General features: G+C 68.5%; 18 protein-coding genes. 9 read left to right on the top strand and 9 right to left on the bottom strand.

From position 1 onward, the window contains the following. Both G4X40_RS16200 and G4X40_RS16195 read right to left on the bottom strand, forming a co-directional pair. On the bottom strand, positions 1 to 1,161 hold the full coding sequence (locus G4X40_RS16200) for a steroid 3-ketoacyl-CoA thiolase (protein ID WP_277833920.1): 1,161 nt from the start codon (positions 1,159 to 1,161) through the stop codon (positions 1 to 3). A gap of 111 nt (positions 1,162 to 1,272) precedes the next feature. Then, the gene (locus G4X40_RS16195; RefSeq protein WP_277833918.1) at positions 1,273 to 1,899 is read right to left on the bottom strand and encodes a TetR family transcriptional regulator; all 627 of its coding nucleotides are present in this window, start codon (positions 1,897 to 1,899) and stop codon (positions 1,273 to 1,275) included. A gap of 239 nt (positions 1,900 to 2,138) precedes the next feature. Between G4X40_RS16195 and G4X40_RS16190 the strand changes: the two genes are divergently transcribed. From G4X40_RS16190 to G4X40_RS16175, 4 genes are all read left to right on the top strand, one after another. Continuing rightward, a complete protein-coding gene (locus tag G4X40_RS16190; RefSeq protein ID WP_277833917.1) occupies positions 2,139 to 3,293 on the top strand; it encodes a Rieske 2Fe-2S domain-containing protein in 1,155 nt (384 codons plus the stop codon). Continuing rightward, positions 3,290 to 3,574: a hypothetical protein gene (locus G4X40_RS16185; protein WP_277833916.1), complete on the top strand. Its 285-nt coding sequence runs from the start codon at positions 3,290 to 3,292 to the stop codon at positions 3,572 to 3,574. The genes G4X40_RS16190 and G4X40_RS16185 overlap by 4 nt, the downstream gene beginning before the upstream one ends. A 52-nt stretch (positions 3,575 to 3,626) precedes the next feature. Beyond that, on the top strand, positions 3,627 to 4,418 hold the full coding sequence (locus G4X40_RS16180; protein WP_277833915.1) for an SDR family NAD(P)-dependent oxidoreductase: 792 nt from the start codon (positions 3,627 to 3,629) through the stop codon (positions 4,416 to 4,418). A gap of 110 nt (positions 4,419 to 4,528) precedes the next feature. Beyond that, complete coding sequence (locus G4X40_RS16175) at positions 4,529 to 5,011, top strand: nuclear transport factor 2 family protein (RefSeq protein ID WP_277833913.1); 483 nt, start codon at positions 4,529 to 4,531, stop codon at positions 5,009 to 5,011. 86 nt (positions 5,012 to 5,097) lie between these two features. Here G4X40_RS16175 and bphC read toward each other — a convergent pair whose 3' ends face one another. The 4 genes from bphC to G4X40_RS16155 all read right to left on the bottom strand — a co-directional run bounded on the left by bphC (position 5,098) and on the right by G4X40_RS16155 (position 10,026). After that, positions 5,098 to 6,021 carry a biphenyl-2,3-diol 1,2-dioxygenase gene (bphC, locus tag G4X40_RS16170; protein ID WP_277833912.1) on the bottom strand — a complete coding sequence of 308 codons (924 nt, stop codon included), beginning with the start codon at positions 6,019 to 6,021 and terminating at the stop codon, positions 5,098 to 5,100. Positions 6,022 to 6,071: 50 nt separating this feature from the next. Next, the gene (locus tag G4X40_RS16165) at positions 6,072 to 7,244 is read right to left on the bottom strand and encodes an acyl-CoA dehydrogenase family protein (RefSeq protein ID WP_277833910.1); all 1,173 of its coding nucleotides are present in this window, start codon (positions 7,242 to 7,244) and stop codon (positions 6,072 to 6,074) included. Positions 7,245 to 7,450: 206 nt separating this feature from the next. Further along, positions 7,451 to 9,142 carry an FAD-binding protein gene (locus tag G4X40_RS16160; protein ID WP_277834172.1) on the bottom strand — a complete coding sequence of 564 codons (1,692 nt, stop codon included), beginning with the start codon at positions 9,140 to 9,142 and terminating at the stop codon, positions 7,451 to 7,453. Between the two features lie 20 nt (positions 9,143 to 9,162). After that, positions 9,163 to 10,026: an alpha/beta fold hydrolase gene (locus G4X40_RS16155; RefSeq protein WP_277833908.1), complete on the bottom strand. Its 864-nt coding sequence runs from the start codon at positions 10,024 to 10,026 to the stop codon at positions 9,163 to 9,165. A gap of 180 nt (positions 10,027 to 10,206) precedes the next feature. On the opposite strand from G4X40_RS16155, the gene G4X40_RS16150 reads away from it, so the two are divergent. Next, positions 10,207 to 11,103: an LLM class F420-dependent oxidoreductase gene (locus G4X40_RS16150; protein ID WP_277833907.1), complete on the top strand. Its 897-nt coding sequence runs from the start codon at positions 10,207 to 10,209 to the stop codon at positions 11,101 to 11,103. A gap of 10 nt (positions 11,104 to 11,113) precedes the next feature. Here the strand turns inward: G4X40_RS16150 and G4X40_RS16145 are convergent, their stop codons facing one another. Next, positions 11,114 to 11,995 (bottom strand): IclR family transcriptional regulator, encoded by an 882-nt coding sequence (locus G4X40_RS16145; RefSeq protein ID WP_277833906.1) that lies wholly within the window; start codon positions 11,993 to 11,995, stop codon positions 11,114 to 11,116. Positions 11,996 to 12,469: 474 nt separating this feature from the next. Between G4X40_RS16145 and G4X40_RS16140 the strand changes: the two genes are divergently transcribed. After that, positions 12,470 to 13,393 carry a 3-oxoacyl-ACP reductase gene (locus G4X40_RS16140; RefSeq protein WP_277833904.1) on the top strand — a complete coding sequence of 308 codons (924 nt, stop codon included), beginning with the start codon at positions 12,470 to 12,472 and terminating at the stop codon, positions 13,391 to 13,393. Between the two features lie 22 nt (positions 13,394 to 13,415). Further along, positions 13,416 to 14,159 (top strand): SDR family NAD(P)-dependent oxidoreductase, encoded by a 744-nt coding sequence (locus G4X40_RS16135; RefSeq protein WP_277833902.1) that lies wholly within the window; start codon positions 13,416 to 13,418, stop codon positions 14,157 to 14,159. A 100-nt stretch (positions 14,160 to 14,259) separates the two neighbouring features. On the opposite strand, the gene G4X40_RS16130 is transcribed toward G4X40_RS16135, so the two are convergent. Together G4X40_RS16130 and G4X40_RS16125 are read right to left on the bottom strand one after the other, a co-directional pair. After that, positions 14,260 to 14,979 carry a TetR/AcrR family transcriptional regulator gene (locus G4X40_RS16130; RefSeq protein ID WP_277833900.1) on the bottom strand — a complete coding sequence of 240 codons (720 nt, stop codon included), beginning with the start codon at positions 14,977 to 14,979 and terminating at the stop codon, positions 14,260 to 14,262. Positions 14,980 to 15,085: 106 nt separating this feature from the next. Beyond that, positions 15,086 to 16,684 carry an acyl-CoA synthetase gene (locus G4X40_RS16125; RefSeq protein ID WP_277833899.1) on the bottom strand — a complete coding sequence of 533 codons (1,599 nt, stop codon included), beginning with the start codon at positions 16,682 to 16,684 and terminating at the stop codon, positions 15,086 to 15,088. A 214-nt stretch (positions 16,685 to 16,898) separates the two neighbouring features. Here G4X40_RS16125 and G4X40_RS16120 point away from each other — a divergent pair, with 214 nt between their 5' ends. Both G4X40_RS16120 and G4X40_RS16115 read left to right on the top strand, forming a co-directional pair. Then, positions 16,899 to 17,585: a TetR/AcrR family transcriptional regulator gene (locus G4X40_RS16120; RefSeq protein ID WP_277833898.1), complete on the top strand. Its 687-nt coding sequence runs from the start codon at positions 16,899 to 16,901 to the stop codon at positions 17,583 to 17,585. Further along, positions 17,582 to 18,526 carry a TauD/TfdA dioxygenase family protein gene (locus tag G4X40_RS16115; RefSeq protein WP_277833897.1) on the top strand — a complete coding sequence of 315 codons (945 nt, stop codon included), beginning with the start codon at positions 17,582 to 17,584 and terminating at the stop codon, positions 18,524 to 18,526. Before G4X40_RS16120 ends, G4X40_RS16115 begins: the two co-directional genes overlap by 4 nt. Positions 18,527 to 18,528: the final 2 nt, after the last annotated feature.

Here is an 18,528-nt window from a genome sequence, read left to right as displayed (position 1 = left end):
CTAGATGCGCTCGATGATGGTGGCGGTCGACAGCGCGCCGCCGGCGCACATGGTGACCAGCGCGGTGGACTTGTCGGTGCGCTCGAGTTCGTGCAGAGCGGTGGTGATCAGCTTCGCGCCGGTGGACCCGACCGCGTGACCCAGCGCGATCGCGCCCCCGTTGACGTTGACCTTGTCCATGTCGGCCTTGTGCACCTGTGCCCAGGACAGCACGACCGACGCGAACGCCTCGTTGATCTCCACCAGGTCGATGTCGCCGAGGCTCATCGACGCCTTCCGCAGCACGTCCTCGGTCGCCTGGATGGGGCCGTCGAGGTGGTAGTAGGGCTCGGCCCCGACCATGCCGGCCGCGACGATCCGGGCGCGGGGGGTCAGCCCGAGCTCGCGGGCGCGGTCTTCGCTCATCAGCAGCACACCCGCGGCGCCGTCACTGATCTGCGAGGAGTTGCCGGCGGTGTGGATGCCCTCGGGCGCGACCGGCTTGAGCTTGGCCAGCCCCTCGACGGTCGTCTCGCGCAGGCCCTGGTCCCGGGTGACCGTCCCGATCTCGTCGGTGGGGCGCTTGTCGACGATGATCGGCGCCTGCACCGGCACGACCTCGCGGTCGAAACGGCCCTCGGCCCACGCCTGGGCGGCCCGCTGCTGCGAGCGCGCACCGAGCGCGTCGACGTCCGCGCGGGTGATGCCCCGGTTGACGGCGATCCGCTCGGCCGCGACGAACTGGTCAGGCATGTCGATGGCCCAGTCGGCCGGGTACGGATTGCCGGTCTCGGGGGTGTTGGCCTGGCCGAGGAAGACCCGGCTCATCGACTCGACGCCGCAGCCGATGCCGGCGGTGATCTGCCCGGAGGCGATCAGTCCGGCGACCATGTGCACGGCCTGCTGGGAGGAGCCGCACGCGCAGTCGATGGTGGTCGCCGCGGTGGTGTACGGAAGCCCGGCGTGCAGCCACGCCTGACGGGTGACGTTGTTGGACTGCTCCCCCGCCTGGGTCACACAGCCTCCGACGAGCTGGCCGATCTCCTCCGGCGCCAGCGCGTTGCGCTCGAGCAGCGCCCGCAGCGGCGTACCCAGCAGCGTGGCCGGGTGCAGGCCGGACAGCGCGCCGTAGCGCTTGCCGACCGGGGTGCGAACGGCGTCGACGATGACGGCTTGAGGCATGAGATCTCCCTGCAGTGGACCGGATCGGGCCCGGAGACCCGACAGACTGACTCCCAGATTTGAAATCAATTCTGAATTATTGGCGGGGGCACGCCGGAATCCCGGTCCCGCTCAGTGGGTCAGGCCACGCACCGTGCTCAGCCGCGCGAGCAGCAACTGGCAGGCCAGCGCGGTGTCGGCCTCGGCCTGCTCGACGTCGAGCGCGCCGTACAGGCAGGACTGGACGATCGCGAACCACTGCTGCACCACCAGCCGCAGCAGGGTCAGGTCCAGATCGGTCGGCGGATCGAGGCGGGTGGCCGCGATCAGCACGTCACGGAACGAGTCGTCGATCCGGTCGACGGGAACCGTCCCGACCGCGCGCGCCGTGTACGCGGCGGTGATCATCGAGATGGACAGCCGCGGCCGCCGCAGCATCTGGTGCAGGGCGTGGTCGAGGACGAACACCGTCGCCTCCAGCGGCGACTCACAGCGCCGGCCGACCTGGGCGAGCCGGTCGCCCATGGCATCGATCTGGCGGGTCAGCACGCCGACGAACAGGTGGTGCTTCGACGGGAAGTAGCGGTACAGCGTGCCGATCGCGACGCCGGCGGACTTCGCCACGTCGAGCATCTGCACCTGGTCGAATTCGTACTGCGAGCCCAGATCCGTGGCGGCGTCGAGCATGCGGACGTACTTTTGACGTTGCAGCTTCGAACTCGGTTCCGCGGCCTCCCGGGCCACCGCCAACCTCGCCATTTCACCCCTCCCTCGATCACCAGCCGACCTGGCGTGCAGACCAATCGGACCATCGCAATCGAGTTCGCCACCCCGCGGTCTCGAACAGTGAGACGCTTGACCGACACGAACCACCAGCAGCCTAGCGTCGAGAAAATCAGAAGGAGCGGCATATCAGCGGTGCCCCCTTCCCAGGGCCGCATCCGGTGATCGGAATGGGGCGCCTCGACCGATCAGACGCAGTTGAAGGGACAACTGGAATGACCTCAATGGCCGAGAAGGACGAGATCCGGTACATCGACTCCGGCGCGACCCCTGCGCGTTTCGCGCGCGGGTGGCACTGCCTCGGACCGTCGGCAGGCTACCGCGACGGCAAGCCGCACTCGATCGAGGCGTTCGACACGAAGCTGGTCGTGTGGGCCGACAGCAGCGGCGAGCTGAAGGTCCTCGATGGCTACTGCCGGCACATGGGCGGCGACCTGTCGCAGGGCACCATCAAGGGCGACACCATCGCGTGCCCGTTCCACGACTGGCGCTGGGGCGGCGACGGCCGCTGCAAGCAGATCCCCTACGCCAAGCGCGTCCCGATGCGTGCCCGTACCCGCAACTGGGTGACGATGGAGCAAGACGGGCTGCTGTTCATCTGGCACGATCCCGAGGGCAACCCGCCGCCGGCCGACGTCACCATCCCGGTGATGCGCAAGCCCGGCGAGGAGTGGACCGACTGGGTCTGGAACACCATCACCATCGACACCAACTGTCGCGAGATCGTCGACAACGTCGTCGACATGGCGCACTTCTTCTACGTGCACTACTCGTTCCCGACGTACTTCAAGAACATCTTCGAGGGTCACACCGCGATCCAGTACTACGAGGGCCAGGGCCGCGAGGACGTGCGTCCCCCGGTCAAGGACGGCAAGAAGCCCAAGCTGCTCGGCAACAGCTCGGTCGCCGCATACCACGGACCGTCGTTCATGATCGACGAACTCAAGTACGTCTACGAGAACTTCACTCTCGAGTCGAACCTGATCAACTGCCACTTCCCGATCTCGCCGGACAAGTTCACACTGATGTACGGCGCCATCGTCAAGAAGACCCCGGGTCTCGAGGGCGAGGCCGCGGAGAAGATGGCCAAGAGCCACATGGACTTCATCACCAAGGGCTTCGAGCAGGACGTCGCGATCTGGAAGAACAAGACGCGCATCGACAACCCGCTGCTGTGCGAGCAGGACGGCCCGGTCTACCAGCTGCGCCGGTGGTACGAGCAGTTCTACGTCGACGTCGCCGACGTGCAGCCGGACATGGTCGACCGCTTCGAGTTCGAGATCGACACCACCTCCGCGAACGAGGCCTGGCACAAGGAGGTCGACGCGAACATCGCCGCCGGCCGCGTCGGCTCGAAGCTGTTCTCGTGACCACCCGCCCCTCGGACCGCTCGCAGATGCGGCCGCTCGCGTGCCGCACCTGCGGCACCGAGGTGCTGGTCGAGAAGTTCTCCTACGAGCACACCTCGATCCGGTGGCCCGACGGCGCCGACCGGTCCTGCGTGCGCTTCCGCGAGAACGACTCGGACCTGCGCGGCGACGTGCACGCGTCGACCTGCCCGGATCTGCGCGATTCGATCCGGCAGGCGGTCCTCGACGGCACCCTCGTGGTCGACGAGGACCCCGAGGACGACCGCGCCGTCCCCCGCTGACCTTTCCTAGCTCGACACCACCCGACGAACTCCGAAGAACCTGGGGAAATTGATGATCGACAGCAACAAGTACGGGCCCTGGGCGGTCATCGCCGGCGGCTCCGAGGGCGTCGGCGCAGGCTTCGCCGATCTGCTCGCGAAGGCCGGCCTGAACCTCGTCCTGATCGCCCGCAAGCCCGGTCCGCTCGAGGAGACCGCCGACAAGGTCCGCGCGCACGGCGTCGAGGTCCGCACACTGTCGCTGGACCTGCTGGCCGACGACGCGATGGACCAGATCCGCACGGCCACCGCCGACATCGAGGTCGGCCTGCTGATCTTCAACGCCGGCGCGAACACCTACGGCCACGAGTTCGTCTCGGGCGATCTCGACGGCTTCGGCGGTGTGATCACGCTGAACATCACCCGTCAGCTCGAGCTCGCGCACCACTTCGGCGCGGCGATGAAGGAGCGCGGCCGCGGCGGCATCATCCTGCTCGGCTCACTGGCCGGCTTCATGGGCTCCGAGCACCAGAGCATCTACGCGGCGTCGAAGGCGTTCAGCCGCATCTTCGCCGAGGGCCTGTGGCTCGAGCTGCAGGAGTTCGGCGTCGACGTGGTCGAGCTGATCCTCGGCGTGACCCGCACCCCGGCGATGGTCCGTGCCGGCCTGAACTTCGACATCCCCGGCATGATCGTGCAGGAGGCCGAGGACGCCGCCCGCGAGGGTCTCGAGCACCTGACCGACGGTCCGGTGTGGATCGCCGGCGGCAACTACGACGCCGCAGTCAAGCGTTCCGGCTTCCCGCGCGCCAAGATGGTCAAGGCCGCGTCGGACGCCGTCAAGAAGATGATGGGCCGCAAGTGATCTGAGCGTCCCATACCCGATGATCGCAGCGCGGTCGGACCCACCACCGGTGGTCCGGCCGCGCTGTTTCGTATCCGGCGCCGCTCGAGCAACCCAGTCAGGAGAAGGTCATGACCCAGCCCTCGCACGCCCAGCCCTCGCACGTCGAGATCACGAACCTGGTCCACCGCTACGCCGAACTGGTCGACTCCGGCGACTGGGACGGCCTGGTGGAGTTGTTCGCACACGGTGAGTTGCACGGCAGCACCGGCGTGCTGCGCGGCGACGCGGTGCGGACGAACTTCGAGGCGGTCCGGCTCTACCCCGACGGCACACCCCGCACCCGACACGTCACGACCAACCTGATCGTCGAGGTCCACGAGGACGACGCGACCGCCACCGCGCGCTCGCATGTGACGGTGTTCCAATTCACCCCGCAGAGCCAGTCCCCCGGAGCGATCTCCCCCGGCGCCTTTCCCGTCGGCGCCGCGATCGCGCCCATCTTCCTGGTCCGCTACCACGACCGGTTCCACCGCGTCGACGGCCGCTGGCGGTTCGCCTCCCGCCGCTTCGTCGACCCGGTCGCCGGCGACATCAGCGGCCACCTCGGCTGACCGGACCGACGTCCACGGACACGAACGGGGCGCGGCGACTGCCTCGTGAGCAGTCGCCGCGCCCCGTTTCTCCGTCTGCGGCCGGTTCAGGCCTGCGAGGGCGTGAACGCAGCCAGCGGCTCGCTGCCGGACCAGTCGTGGCCCCAGTAGCTGTCCGCGGTGATCTCCTCGGCCGTGTAGTAGGTCTCGTCGACCTTCATTCCCTCACAACCGAACTCGAGGTCCCAGCCGCCGGGGGCACGCACGTAGAACGACACCATCTTGTCGTTGGTGTGCCGGCCCAGGGTGGACGAGATCGTGAAGCCGAGCTTGCGGACCCGGTCGAGCGCCTGGCCGACGGCGTCGAGCGTGTCGACCTCCATCATCAGGTGCACCATGCCGGGCGCGTCGGTCGGCGGGGCCGGGCAGATCGCCAGGCTGTGGTGCCGCTGGTTGACGCCGAGGAAGCGCACCCGCATCGCCGGGCCGGGGGCGTCGGGTCCGCCGATGCGGATGGCGCCGCGCGGCAGGAAGCCGAGCACCTCGGTGTAGAACGCGTACTCGGCCGCGAAGTTCGGCGTCGGCAGCACGACGTGGCCGAAACCGGCCTCGCCGGTGACGAACCGTCCGGCGTGCGGGGTGACCACCGGGCTGTGGTCGAGGACCGGCCCGAAGAACACCTCGACGGTGGTGCCGGCCGGGTCCTTGAAGCTGATGACCTGCTCGGCGTTGCGCAGCGTCGACTCGGCGTCGGAGAGGACCTCAACCTCCACACCCGCCTTCTCGACCGCCTCACGGACGCGGGCGAGCGCGAACTGGTCGCGCACCTCCCAGCCGATGGTCAGCACCTTGTCGACGTCGCCGGGCAGCACGGCCAGACGGAAGCGGCGCTCGTCCACGCGCAGGTACAGCCCGTCGGGATTCGGGCCCTTGCCCTCGGCCATGCCGAGGCCGTCGACGACCAGTTCGCGCCAGCGCGGCACGTCCTGCGTCTGCACTGTCAGATACCCGAGGGATCGGATGTCAGTCATGTTCTCCACCAAGTGTTGTCGAGTCGACCGCAGTCGGAAGGGTTGGGCTACTAGATCATCGAGCGCATGATGCCCTCGGGCTCGCCACCGAGCTGGGTCAGCGCCGACGCGTGGTTGATCGAGCCGGGGACGTGGATCGCGTGGGTCAGGCCGACGTGCGCGTCACGCCAGAAGCGCTGCAGCGGCAGCTTGACCTTCATCGCGCCGCCGCCGGCGCGGGCGAAGATCTCGTCGAGCGCGCTCACGGCGCGCCACGCGGCGTTGGTCTGGGTGCGGCGGCCGATCGAGCGCTCCTCGAAGGTGACCTCCTGGCCCTTCTCCGCCTTGTCCCAGAAGCGGTCCACGGTCTCGAGGATCGCCACGCGCGAGGCGTTGATCTCGTCGGCGGCCTGGCCGATGGCGTAGAGGACGTAGGGGTCGTTCTTGATCGGGACGCCGGTCACCGCGACGCGCTCCTTCTGCGCGTTGATGTACAGGGCGAGGCCGCCCTCGCACATGCCGATGAGCGATGAGGTGATGCCGAGCGGGAAGATGCAGGAGAACGGGAACTTGTACAGCGTCTCGTCACGGCCGGCGTGCTTCGCGCCGTTACCGCTCATGACGATCTCGGAGTCGATGGTGCGGTACTCGGGCACGAACGCGCCGGAGACCGTGAAATCCTTCGAACCCGTGCCGCGCAGGCCGACGACGTCCCAGCTCTCGGGGTCGACGGTGTAGTCCGACTTGGGGACCAGCACATGCAGCACCTTGCCGGTGGGAACACCCTTCTCGTTACCCACGAGGGCACCGATCATGACCCACTTGCAGTGGTCGTTGCCGGTGGAGAACGACCACTTGCCGTTGAGGATGTAGCCGCCGTCGACCGGCACCGCGATGCCCATCGGCGCGTACGGCGACGCGATCCAGGTGTCGACGTCCTCGCCCCAGACCTCCTGCTGCACCTTCGGGTCGAAGAAGGCCATCTCCCACGGGTGCACGCCGACGATGCCGGAGACCCAGCCGGTGGAGCCGTCGATGGCGCCGATGCCCATCGCGGTCTCGGCGAACTCGCGCGGGTGCGCCTCGAGGCCACCGAACTCCTTGGGCGCCAGCATCCGGATGACGCCGGAATCGCGCAGACGCTTGGCGTTGCCGTCCGACAGGCGCATGAGCTTCTCGCCCTCGACGCCGCCCTCGCGGATCTCGTCCGCGAACTGCATGATGTTGTCCAGCACCTGTCCCATGACTACCTCTATCCTCTGCTGTGGCCGGACGGACGTCCGTCGTCAGGCCGAATTCTGTTGGTCGCGCGGCTGCGCGAAGCTCGTCGGCGATTTCGCCGAGCCGATCATCGCCCACTTCCGTCGCCGGCGCACCGATAACCCGATGCTGGCACCGGGGCGGGCGGGACGCCCGAAAACGTCCCGCCCAACGAGACCGGATGGTCTGGTCAGTTCGAGGCCACCAGGCCCTCTGCGTCCGAGGAGACCGCCGCATGTCGCGCGGCGACGTAGCCGAACACCATCGACGGGCCGATCGTGGCGCCGGCGCCGGCGTACTCGTTGCCCATCACCGACGCCGAGGTGTTACCGGTCGCGTACAGCCCGGTGATGACCGAGCCGTCCGCGCGCAGCACCCGCGCGTGCTCGTCGCTGACCAGGCCGCCCTTGGTGCCCAGGTCGCCCGCCTCGATGCGGATGGCGTAGTACGGCGCCTTGTCGATCTCGTCGAGGTTGGGGTTCTTCATCGTCGGGTCGCCGTAGTAACGGTCGTACGCGCTGTCGCCGCGGCCGAAGTCCTCGTCCTTGCCGGTGCGCGCGAACCCGTTGAAGCGCTCGACCGTCTGGGCGAGGGTGTCGGCGGGGACGCCGATCTTCTCGGCCAGTTCGGCGATCGTGTTCGCCTTGTGCACGATTCCCTGGTCGTAGAAGCCCTTCGGGAACGGGGCGCCGGGCAGCACCTGCGCGAACGGGTAGCGCGAGCGGGCCTTCGTGTCCATCACGAACCAGGCCGGGACGTGCCCGCCGTCGATCTGGTCGTGGACGAAGTTGACGTAGGGCGCCGACTCGTTGGTGAACCGCTTGCCGTTCATCCCCACGATCACCGACGGCGGGATGCACCGCTCGGAGACCAACGGGATGACCGCGCCCATCGGGTGCATCACCGAGGGCATCCACCACGCGTCGTCCATCAGGTCGAGCGCCGCACCGACCTTCTCGCCGGCGAGGATGCCGTCGCCGGTCAGCTCGCGGGCGCCGGCACTGATGTCGGCCTGGCCACCCTCGGGCAGGTACCGGTCACGCATGGCCTGGTTGTGGTCGAAGCCGCCGGTGGCCAGCAGCACGCCCTTGCGGGCGCCGATCCGCACAGTCTTGCCGTCGCGGTCGGCGACCACGCCGATCACGGCGCCCTTGTCGTCGGTGACCAGCTCGGTCATCGAGGTCTTCAGCCACAGCGGGATACCGTTGTCCTTCAGCGCCATCCGCAGGCGGGCGACGAGCGAACGTCCGCCGGTCGCCATGTGCCGGCGGGCGACCATGTTCGACGCCACTCGCCAGCCCGCGATCATCGAGGCCCGCCGGCCCGCCCAGGTGCGCTTGACCATCGCCAGGTCGTGGTAGTCCTTCGAGGTCACCCACAGGCCCAGCGGGCCCTTCATGCTGTTCGGACGCTGGAAGCGCTCGTCTTCCTTGAGCTTGCGGGTGTTGTAGGGCGGGCACTCCACGGTGCGCCCCTCGGGACGTCCGCCGGGCAGCTCCGGGTGGTAGTCCGAATAGCCCTTGACCCAATAGAAATCAATGTGCTTGCTGCTGCGCTCGAGCAGCTCCATCATCGGCACGCCGTTGTCCACGTAGGCCTCGAGCCGCACGTCCGGCACCCGGCCGGCGGTGATGGTCTTGAGGTAGTTCAGGATCGACTCGCGCGAGTCGACCACACCCTTGCGGCGCAGCGTCGGGTTGTTCGGCACCCAGATGCCGCCACCCGAGACGGCGGTGGATCCGCCGAACTTCTTGCCCTTTTCGATGACGAGCGCGCTCAGCCCCTGCTCGGCCGCCGCGACCGCGGCGGTCATACCGCCACCGCCGCTGCCGACGACCAGGAAGTCGACGATCTCGTCCCAATTCTCGTTCTTCGAATCCACCTGGGTCACTTTTCTCAGAGTCACTTTTCTTCTCGTCGCAAGAATGCGAGCACCGCGGCGACCCAGGCGTCCTTCGCCTCGATCATGGTCCAGTGGCCGCAGTTGGGGAACACGTGCAGCTCACCGTTCGGCAGGTCCCGCATGGGCAGCATGGCCATGTCGACCGGGCTGACCCGGTCGTCCCGGCCCCAGGTGAGCAGCGTCGGCGCGGTGATCTTGTGCAGCTGCGCCCAGTAGGGGGTCACGTTGGAGGCCTTGCCCGCGGCCTGCGTTGCGGCGAAGGCCTTGCTGCTGTACATCCGCCGGGCGATCTCGAGGGTCTGCGGCTCGGTCGCCAGCTCCCACCGCTCCTCGATGAGCTGCTCGGTCACGACCGCGGGGTCGTAGACCATCGAGTGCAGCCAGCGGATCAGGCCCTCGCGGGTCGGGTTGTCGGTGAACTCCGTGAGCAGCTTGATGCCCTCGCCCGGGCTGGGCGCGAGCACGTTGCGTCCGATGCCGCCGACCGAGACGAGCTTGCGCACCCGGTCGGGCTGGGCGATGGCGACGTTGGCCGCCACGATCCCGCCCATCGAGTTGCCGATCACGTTGACCGAGTCGAGTCCGAGTCCGTCGAGGAACCGCGTCACCGCCGGCACCGCCATCATCATGGGGTGGCCGTCGCCCGGGTCACTCACGCCGAAACCGGGGAACTCGAGGATCAGGCAACGGAAGTGCTCCGCGAAGTCGCCCAGCACGCCGCGGTAGTTGCGCCAGCCGGTCACGCCCGGACCGGAGCCGTGCAGCAGCAGCAGCGGCGGTCCGTCACCCGCCTCGTGGTAGCGCAGAACGCCCTGGTCGGTGACCAGTTCCCGCTTCGTCGCCTCGTAGCTCAGTTCCGTCATTTGATCCGCCTAAGTTCGCAATCCGATGCACAGTCGAGTCCGTATACCCGAGGGTAGAGACGGCGGTTGCCGCGCTCGCCCGTTGTTCCCGATCAGCGAGACGCTTTTCACGTCGATCGGGCCCGGCCGAGACAAGGTAGAGGGGACAGGGTCGATCGCGGCGCGGAAGGAGTGGGGCACATGAAGATCGGACTCGTGCTGCCGGTGGTGGTGCAGCACCCCAGTACGCGCGCGGAATGGGAGCGCACCGCCGGCATCGCCGAGGTCGCGCAGATCGCCGCGGCCGCGGACCGGCTGGGCTATCACCACGTGGCCGCCAGCGAACATGTCGCGGTCCCCCGTGAGATCGCGGTGGAACGCGGAGGAACCTATTGGGATCCGCTGTCCACCTTGGGTTTCCTGGCGGCACGCACCCGCCGCATCCGACTGGCCACGCAGGTGCTCGTCCTCGGCTACCACCACCCGCTGGAGATCGCGAAGCGCTACGGCACCCTCGATCAGGTCAGCGGCGGCCGGATCGTCCTGGGCCTGGGGGTCGGCTCGCTGCGCGAGGAGTTCGACCTGCTCGGTGCCCCGTTCGAGGACCGCGGAGCACGCGCCGACGACGCGATCCGCGCCCTGCGTGCATCGCTGTCCGATCCCGCCCCGTCGTACGACGGACCGTTCTACAGCTACGACGGATTCGTCGTCGAACCGCACGCCGCGCAGGTCCGGGTGCCGCTGTGGATGGGCGGGCGCACCCGCCGGTCCCTGCGCCGGGCAACCGAATTCGGCGACGGCTGGGTTCCGTTCGGACTGAACGTGGACGAGCTGCAGGCCATGCTCGGCACTGTCGACCTGCCCGACGGGTTCGAACTGGTGCTGGGCTCGGGCCGGCGACTCGATCCGCTCGGCGACCCCGACGCCACGCTGCGCGCGGTCACCCGCGTCCGCGAGGCCGGCGCGACGGTCCTCGGCGTCAGCCTCGTCTCCACCGGCGCCGGCCACTACTGCGATCAGTTGCACGCGCTGCGTGAGCTGACAGGGCAGGCGGGATGCACCTTCGACGCCGATCCGGGCCATGACCGCGACGACTGAGCCCCCCCGGTCACTGACCCGACGCCACCAGTTGGTCGGCGGACTCGGGCGACCAGTCGTGGCCGCGCGAGTGCAGTGCCTGCACATTCGGCCGCGTCTGGGCTGGCTTCTGCGGGAACAGGTCCGCGGTGATGCGCCGCGCGGTCTCCACGACCAGCGGCGCGACCCGCTCGAGCGGCACCTGACGCGATTCCGGACACAGGCACACAGAGGCGACCGGGCCCTCGGGTCCACGGATCGCCATGGCCACACTCGTGAAGTTCATGCTCATCACACCGGTGCGGTCGATGGACAGTCCCCGGTTCCGGCGGATCCGGTTGAGTTCCTGATGCAGCCCGCCCAGCGTCCAGCCCTTCGCGATGGGCGGGCGCCGCATGGCCTCTCGGACCAGCGCATCGACGTGCTCCGGATCGAGGTACGCGAGCATCGCGCGGCCGCCGGTGGTGATGTGCGCGGGATTACGTCCACCCACGCGGGAGGCCAGTGTCGTCGCGAACCGGCCGCCGAGCTTGTCGAGGAACACCTCGTCGGAGCCGTCGAGGACGGCCAGGTGCACGACCATCCCGGTGCGCAGGTGCAGCTCGTGCAGGTGCGGAGCGGCGGCCTGACGGATCTCACCGTGCATGCCGTCGTGTCCACCGAGACCGAGGGCGCGGCGACCGAGGCTGTAGCCGAGCGTGCTGTGGTCGAGCCAGTGCAGCTTGACCAGCTGGTCCAGGATCCGGTGGGCCGTCGAGCGGGGCAGCCGGGTCCGGCTGGCGACCTCCTCGAGGTTCAACCGGGTCGAGCGCCGGTCGAAGGCGTCGAGGATGAGCGTCATCCGCTCCACCATCGACGGCGGGAGATCCCGCTGCGCGCAGGGTGTGGCCTTGTCGGTGACGACAGTTGCCATTTCCGCCTCCTGGCTCAACAGTGCATCCGACCTGGGCTTACAGGTCGAAATTGAAATTGATTCTTAAACTGTATCAGTGATGCGGAACACACGCCACAGGGCGTGTCCGAACCGGACGCACGACGAGGCCGGCCCGCACCGCTCGGGTGCGCGCCGACCTCGCGTAACAGGCTCGTCAGCTGCGATTCAGCAGGCGCTCGTCAGCCGGCCACCTCGGCGCCCGGTGCATGCGCAATGTTCATCACGACTCCCCACTCCTGGAATCACCAGGAAAGGACAGGTCCGGCCGTCGCGGCGAAGCACTCCCGGAGACCGGGATCACACGTCGCAGACGACGGGTCGCCCATCACATCATCGTCCGGCCCGGAGTTTCGGTCAGTGAGACCGCGCGCGGGTCGAGCGCTCCCGACGCAAATAGAATTGGGTTCAAATTTCCGTCGTCCGGCGCACACCGCCCCACCGAGGAGTCCACACATGAGCGAGTCACTGAGCTTGGCGGGCAAGGCCGCCGTCGTCACCGGAGCCGGGGCAGGCCTGGGCCGGTCCGAAGCCCTCGCCCTCGCGGCGGCCGGCGCCGCCGTCGTCGTCAACGACATGGGCCCGCAGGCCAACGACGTGGTCGACGAGATCGTCGCCGCGGGCGGTCAGGCCGTTGCCGTCACCGGCGACGTCGGCGAGTGGGCGCTGGGCGCACGCCTGGTGCAGACCGCGGTCGAGAAGTTCGGCTCGTTCGACATCCTGGTGAACAACGCCGGCATCATCCGCGACAAGATGATCTTCAACCTGACCGAGTCCGACTGGGACGACGTCATCAAGGTGCACCTCAAGGGCCACGCCGTCACCTCGCACGCCGCCGCGGTGCACTGGCGCGAGGCCAGCAAGGCCGCCGGCGCGCCCGTGTACGGCCGCGTGATCAACACCTCCTCCGAGGCCTTCCTGTTCGGCTCGGCCGGTCAGCCCAACTACTCCGCCGCCAAGGCCGGCATCGTCGCGCTGACGCTGTCGACCTCGCAGGGCCTGTCCCGCTACGGCGTTCGCGCCAACGCGATCTGCCCGCGTGCCAGGACCGCGATGACCGCCGAGGCCTTCGGCGACCGCGCCGACGGCGCGACCTCGCTCGACCCGCTGTCCCCGGAGCGCGTCGCCACCCTGGTGCGCTACCTGGCCGCGCCCGCCTCCGAGGAGATCACCGGTCAGGTGTTCGTGGTGTACGGCAAGATGATCGCGCTGATGGACTCGCCGAAGGTCGAGAACCGATTCGACGCACCGACCGGCGCCTTCGACGCCGAGGAGATCGACCGTCAACTGACCCCGTACTTCTCGGGACGCGGGCAGTATGAGACCTACAGCGCGTACAGCGTCGCCGAGCTGGAGAAGCCCGCGCTGGCCATCGACTGACGACGAAGGGAAACACATCTCAATGAGGCTTGAAGGCAAGGTCGCGATCGTCACCGGCGGGGCCGGCGGCATCGGGCGCGGCATCGTCCGCGCGTTCGTCAAGGAGGGCGCCCGCGTCCTCATCGTCGACATCAACGACGAGGCAGGTCGCGCGCTCGAATCCGAATTCGACGGCACCGCAAAGTATCTCGGCGTCGACATCTCCAAGCAGGAGAACGCGTCGCGGATCCGCGACGCCGCCGTGGACGCCTTCGGCTCGGTGAGCGTGCTGGTGAACAACGCCCACGCCTCCCGGCAGGCACCACTGATGGAGACCACACAGGAGATGCTGGACCTGTCCTTCGGGACCGGGTTCTACCCCACCTTCTGGCTGATGCAGGCCTGCCACGAGCAGCTCAAGGCAGCCCAGGGATCCGTGATCAACTTCGCCTCCGGCGCGGGGTTGAAGGGTGACGTGACCCAGTCGTCCTACGCCGCCGCCAAGGAGGCGATCCGGGCGATCAGCCGGGTCGCCGCGAACGAGTGGGCGGCGGACAACATCAACGTCAACATCATCTCGCCGCTGGCGGCGACCGAGGGTGTCAAGGCGTACATCGCCGCGAACCCCGGCATCGAGGAGACGTTGCTGGCCAAGACGCCGCTGCACCGTTTCGGCGACCCCGAGTCGGACATCGGCCGGGTCGCGGTGTTCCTGGCCAGCGCCGACGCGAGCTACATGACCGGTCAGACCCTGATGGTCGACGGCGGCAGCATCATGCTCCGCTGACCGGGCACCCCGGCCGCAACACCGAACTCGTCCCCGGCGCGACCCTTGCGGTCACACCGGGGACGAGTCGTCTGCGGGGGCCGGCCGTCCCGTTGGGATCTCAGACCGGCGGGGCCAGCGCCTCCGCGATGAACCGCGCCGCCTGCTCGAACGCACCGCCCAGGTCGTAGCCGGGATCGAACCGCCAGCGGCGGATCACCGCCGCGTAGATGCCCCCGAACATCTCGGCCAGGAACTCCGGCGGATAGTCCCGGCGGACGTCACCCTGCGCCACGCCCGCCTCGACGAGATCGACCACCGCGGAATGGAACATGTCACTGCGCTGCGCGCCGGCCCGGGGGTCCCGGGTGTCGCGGTCCAGGTCGCCGGTGACCACCCGGATGTAGGCGGGCCGGTCGTCCGCGACGATGACGAACTCCGCGAACAGACGGCGCATCCGGTCGAGCGTGGACGCCGGCTCACGCAGCAACTTCTCGACCGAGGCGTGGAAGGCGATCATCTGGTCGACCCACAGTGCCTCCAGCACGGCGTCCTTGCCCTGGAAGTAGTTGAAGAACGTCGCACGGGACACTTCGGCGGCCGAGGCGACGTCCTCGACCGTGGTGCCCGACACCCCCTTGACGGCGAACAACCGCCGCGCCGACTGGAGCAGGCGGGCGCGGGTCTCGATCTTGTTGCGCTCTCGACGCGTCAGGCGCCGACCCGTCGTCGACGGGTCGGCGCCTGACGCCGAGTCTGGTCGATACCGACCGGTCGGTCCGGAAACGTTGCGCGCCGAGGGCTCCGAATCGGTCCATCCGGTGGACACCGAATCACTCATCGAATTCCGCCGCCATTCTCGCGAATCCGCACAACACCTACTCCGGGATCACTCCACGATAACGGCCCACCCTGTGGCCGATCCCGCGTCTCCCGACGCTTGCCTGCTAGCTGGGCTGCGCCACCGTGGCGCGGGCCCAGCGATAGTCCGCCTTACCGCTCGGCGACCGCACGATGGTGGGCACCACGACGATCGAGCGCGGGATCTTGTAGCCGGCGATCTCCTTGCGGCAGTGCTCGACGATGTCGTCGACCGTGGTGCCCTCGAAGCCCGCACGCAACTCGACCACGGCCGCGACGCGCTCCCCGAACTTGTCGTCCGGGGCGCCCGCCACCAGCGCGTCCATCACCGCGGGATGCGCCTTGAGCGCCTGCTCGACCTCTTCCGGGAAGACCTTCTCGCCGCCGGTGTTGATGCACATCGAGCCGCGGCCGAGCAGCACGATCGTGCCGTCCGCCTCGATCTTGCCCATGTCACCGAGGACAGACATCCGGACCCCGTCGACGACCGGGAAGGTCTCGGCGCTCTTGACCGGGTCGTTGAAGTACCCGAGCGGCACGTTGCCGCGCCGCGCGATGTAGCCCATCGTGTCGGAGCCGGCCTCCAGCGGGCGCAGACGCTCGTCCACGACCGTGATGTTCGGCCCGCCCGGGATCCGCAGCGCGCCGTCGGCACCGACGTCGACGGTGCCGTCGACACCCGACTCGGAGGAGCCGAAGCCGTCACGCATGTAGCAGTTCGGCAGCAACTCGGTGAGCTTGTCGCGCACGCTCTTCGACCACAGCGCACCGCCGGAGCCGATGAGCACCACCGAGCTGAGGTCGTATTCATCGCCGTGCGCCTCGATCGCGTCGGCGAGCGGGCGGCAGATGGCGTCGCCGACGACCATGACGCACATGATCTTCTCGGCGTCGATCATCTGCAGCGCCTCGACCGGGTCGTAGTTGCGCATGACGACCTGCTTGGACCCGGTGAAGAAGGCCGCGAACAGCGAGTAGACGGCCGCACCGTGCATGAGCGGGGCGGTCACCAGGAAGCTGATCGGGAACTCGTTGGCCTTGACCGCGGCCGCCAGCGACTCGGTGTCCAGGTACGGGTCGCCGTAGTGGTTGCCGCCGTGCAGGGCGGCCATGTAGAAGTCTTCCTGACGCCACACGACACCCTTGGGCATGCCTGTCGTGCCGCCGGTGTAGACGATGAAGTGGTCGTCGTCGCTGCGCTCGCCGAAGTCGCGCGCCGTCGACTGGGCCCGCACGGTGGCGTCGTAGTCGTCGACCGTGACGCCGTCGAACCGCACCTGCGGATCCGGGTCGACGACGAGTACGTGTTGCAGTTTCGGGCACTCGGGAACGACCGCGGCGGCGGCCTGGGTGAACTCGCCGTCGACGACCAACGCGACCAGCTGCGCGTTGTCGTAGAGGTAGCTCAGCTCCTTCTCCGTGTACCGGTAGTTGATGTTGATCGGGACCGCACGGGCCTTGAGGCAACCGAGCAGCGACTCGATGAACTGAGGGCTGTTGCGCATGTGCAGGCCCACGTGGTCACCGGGCTGAACCCCGCGAGAAATCAGCTGGTGGGCGAGCTGGTTGGCGCGCTCGTCGAGCTGTCGGTAGGTGATGCGTTCACCGTTGTAGACGATCGCGACCCGATCCTCGGGGACGGCGTCCGAGACGGCTTCGAAGAGATCTGCGAGATTGAGCGACATCGGACAGTGCTTTCTGGAGAGCCCCCACGGGGTGGGGCGCCGACGACAGACCCCTGGCGGCTGTCCATCGGCAATGGAATCGTTGTGGGGAAGCTAACACGTTCTTGGATTCGAGTCCAGGAACGTGTGTCAGTTTTGTACCGGACCCGCCCTGACGGAAGACCTCCGGCGATCGCACCTTGACGCTTTAAGGCACTCGCCTTACCCTGCCTTCATGGCCGGAACCGATGCCAGAACCGCAATGATCGACGCCGCCGAACGCATCGTCGCCGAACGCGGCCTGGCCGCCATGTCGCTGCGCGAGGTCCAGTCGGCCGCGGGGCAGTCCAACAAGTCCGCCGCGCAGTACCACTTCGGCTCCCGCGACGGACTGATCTCCGCCGTCGTCGAGGCCCGCATGGGCCCGATCGACCGAGCACGGCGCGCGTTGCTCGACCGGTTGGACCCCGCCGCGGCCGCCGACCCGCGGCAGTTGATCGAGGCGCTGATCCGTCCGCTCGCCGCGGCGACGCTGCATCACCACGGCAGCTGCTATGCCCGCTTCCTCGCGCAGGCGATGTTCGATCCGACGCTGACCGTCATCGTGCGCGAGCATCTGCGCGCCGAGAGCTTCCGCGACGTGTACCGCCGGCTGACCCGCGGCACGGGCCTGCCCGAAGCGGTTGCGGCGCTGCGCACCTGGCACGTCGTGGCCCTCTCGGTGACCTCACTGGCCACCTGGGAGGGTCTCGCCGCGGCCGACGCCCTCCCGTTCCCGGACACCGCCCTCGTCGTCACCGATCTCGTCGACAGCTGTGTCGCCCTCCTCACCACGCCGACCTCGCTCACCGATGCGACCCTTGCCGACCGTCCTCTTCCGTACGGCTTCCTCACCGACCCGACAGCAGGAGATGCCCGATGACCACGATTCCGACCGCGCCGATGATCTTCCCCACCCCGACCGATCCACTCGCCGCCTTCGGCCCGCTGGTCGGCCGGCGCACCGCCGACGGCTTCGACGACCGACCGTACGAGCGCCTCACCGTCCACCCGCTCTCGCCCACGATCGGCGCCGAGGTCGACGGTGTTCGACTGGGCGGGGATCTCGACGAGCAGATGCTCGGCGAGTTGCGCCGAGCGTTGCTGGAGTGGAAGGTGCTCGTCTTCCGCGACCAGGACATCGACCGCACCGACCAGCGTGCGTTCGCGCAGTTGTGGGGCGAACTCGAACAGCACCCGTTCTTCAAGTACACCCAGCCCGGTCAGACCGACATCGACGTCGTCACGCTTGCGAAAGACGCGATGACCGCCGGCACCGAGAACAACTGGCACAACGACATCACCTGGCACACCACCCCGTCCTTCGGTGCGGTGCTGCGCGCAGTGGAGGTTCCCGAGGTCGGCGGCGACACCCTGTGGACGGACACCGGCCTCGCGTACGACCTGCTGCCCCAGGACATCCGGGACCGCATCGACCCGCTCGTCGCCGAGCACGACTGGATCGCCACGTTCGGCCGGCACATGCCTGCCGAGGCGGTCGAGCAGTTGCGCACCCACTTCCCGCCGGTGCAGCACCCGGTCGTGCGGGTCGTACCCGAGACCGGCCGCCGGGCGCTGTTCGTCAACATGATCTTCACCCAGCGGATCCTCGGGATCCCGGCCGAGGAGTCCGACGAACTGCTGCGGTTGCTCTACCGCCACGTCCAGCGCCCGGAGTTCCAGTGCCGACTGCGCTGGCGGCCGAACACGATCGCCTTCTGGGACAACCGATCCTGTCAGCACTACGCGTCGAGTGACTACTTCCCGGCCCGGCGCGTCATGGACCGCATCTCGATCGTGGGCGACCGGCCGGTCGGGGTGTGACG

The sequence above is a fragment of the Speluncibacter jeojiensis genome (assembly GCF_029589495.1).
Classification (GTDB): domain Bacteria; phylum Actinomycetota; class Actinomycetes; order Mycobacteriales; family Mycobacteriaceae; genus Speluncibacter; species Speluncibacter jeojiensis.
Note: the sequence above shows the minus strand (reverse complement) of the source record. Positions and strands in the feature narration are given on the sequence as shown.

What these genes read in the sequence shown, in the direction of transcription:
- G4X40_RS16130 (WP_277833900.1), bottom strand. Translation starts at nt 14,979, where the DNA reads ATGAGTGATTCGGTGTCCACCGGATGGACCGATTCGGAGCCCTCGGCG.
- G4X40_RS16195 (WP_277833918.1), bottom strand. Translation starts at nt 1,899, where the DNA reads ATGGCGAGGTTGGCGGTGGCCCGGGAGGCCGCGGAACCGAGTTCGAAG.
- G4X40_RS16175 (WP_277833913.1), top strand. Translation starts at nt 4,529, where the DNA reads ATGACCCAGCCCTCGCACGCCCAGCCCTCGCACGTCGAGATCACGAAC.
- G4X40_RS16140 (WP_277833904.1), top strand. Translation starts at nt 12,470, where the DNA reads ATGAGCGAGTCACTGAGCTTGGCGGGCAAGGCCGCCGTCGTCACCGGA.
- G4X40_RS16150 (WP_277833907.1), top strand. Translation starts at nt 10,207, where the DNA reads ATGAAGATCGGACTCGTGCTGCCGGTGGTGGTGCAGCACCCCAGTACG.
- G4X40_RS16180 (WP_277833915.1), top strand. Translation starts at nt 3,627, where the DNA reads ATGATCGACAGCAACAAGTACGGGCCCTGGGCGGTCATCGCCGGCGGC.
- G4X40_RS16115 (WP_277833897.1), top strand. Translation starts at nt 17,582, where the DNA reads ATGACCACGATTCCGACCGCGCCGATGATCTTCCCCACCCCGACCGAT.
- G4X40_RS16165 (WP_277833910.1), bottom strand. Translation starts at nt 7,244, where the DNA reads ATGGGACAGGTGCTGGACAACATCATGCAGTTCGCGGACGAGATCCGC.
- G4X40_RS16200 (WP_277833920.1), bottom strand. Translation starts at nt 1,161, where the DNA reads ATGCCTCAAGCCGTCATCGTCGACGCCGTTCGCACCCCGGTCGGCAAG.
- G4X40_RS16155 (WP_277833908.1), bottom strand. Translation starts at nt 10,026, where the DNA reads ATGACGGAACTGAGCTACGAGGCGACGAAGCGGGAACTGGTCACCGAC.
- G4X40_RS16190 (WP_277833917.1), top strand. Translation starts at nt 2,139, where the DNA reads ATGACCTCAATGGCCGAGAAGGACGAGATCCGGTACATCGACTCCGGC.
- bphC (WP_277833912.1), bottom strand. Translation starts at nt 6,021, where the DNA reads ATGACTGACATCCGATCCCTCGGGTATCTGACAGTGCAGACGCAGGAC.
- G4X40_RS16135 (WP_277833902.1), top strand. Translation starts at nt 13,416, where the DNA reads ATGAGGCTTGAAGGCAAGGTCGCGATCGTCACCGGCGGGGCCGGCGGC.
- G4X40_RS16125 (WP_277833899.1), bottom strand. Translation starts at nt 16,684, where the DNA reads ATGTCGCTCAATCTCGCAGATCTCTTCGAAGCCGTCTCGGACGCCGTC.
- G4X40_RS16145 (WP_277833906.1), bottom strand. Translation starts at nt 11,995, where the DNA reads ATGGCAACTGTCGTCACCGACAAGGCCACACCCTGCGCGCAGCGGGAT.
- G4X40_RS16120 (WP_277833898.1), top strand. Translation starts at nt 16,899, where the DNA reads ATGGCCGGAACCGATGCCAGAACCGCAATGATCGACGCCGCCGAACGC.